Genomic DNA, 878 nt, shown 5'->3' with positions numbered 1-878 from the left:
GACCCGCATGCGAAGCTTGGGACGGTTGGGCTGGTGGGGACGGTTGGGAAGGTTGGGAAGGTTGGGAAGGTTGGGAAGGTTGGGAAGGTTGGGAAGGTTGGGAAGGTTGGGAAGGCAGCATCAACAAACGATGGCCGATCAGTTCAGCCATTGGCAATCAACCACCGAGAGCGAACGGTTGCAGATCGGGTATTCTGTAGTGCTCACACCTGAGCAAGGCGTTATGTTTTCAAAGAGGTTTTCGAATGAATATCAGAGCAGCAAAAAAAGACGATTGGCATGCAATCTGGCCCATTTTTCATGACATTGTCAAAGCCGGAGAAACTTATGCCTACGATGTGGCTACCACAAAGGCACAGGCAGAAAAAATCTGGCTGGAAGCACCTCGCAAGACATATGTTGTTGAAGAGGCCGGTAAAATACTGGGCACGTACTATATAAAAACAAATCAAGCCGGGCCCGGTAGCCACGTTTGCAACTGTGGGTACATGGTTTCAACAGCAGCGCGAGGTCGAGGGGTGGCGACGACCATGTGCGAACACTCGCAACAAGTTGCCACTGAACTTGGTTACAAAGCGATGCAGTTTAATTTTGTAGCATCCAGCAATAAAGGAGCCGTTCGTTTATGGGAAATGCTCGGCTTTGACATCGTTGGTCGCCTTCCCAAGGCATTTAACCACCCCGATCATGGCTATGTTGATGCATTGGTGATGTACAAGTGGTTGGAAAAAACATAACCAGTGGATAATTGAGAAAGGGGCTGGAAGTCATTGATCATTCCTTGATCTGATGTGTATGCACATCCAGTATGATTGAAAGTTTGCCCCAATCAATGCGCGCTTTTTCAGAATCCTTGCGCGCTTTCCCGGACGTTGTTA

The 878-nt window shown here is 48.9% G+C and carries 1 protein-coding gene; it reads left to right on the top strand.

From position 1 onward, the window contains the following. Positions 1-245 precede the first annotated feature (245 nt). Complete coding sequence (locus Q8W24_RS16775; RefSeq protein ID WP_305476038.1) at positions 246-737, top strand: GNAT family N-acetyltransferase; 492 nt, start codon at positions 246-248, stop codon at positions 735-737. Positions 738-878: the final 141 nt, after the last annotated feature.

Source organism: Oceanobacter sp. 4_MG-2023, assembly GCF_030689165.1.
Classification (GTDB): Bacteria; Pseudomonadota; Gammaproteobacteria; order Pseudomonadales; family Oceanobacteraceae; genus Oceanobacter.
Note: the sequence above shows the minus strand (reverse complement) of the source record. Positions and strands in the feature narration are given on the sequence as shown.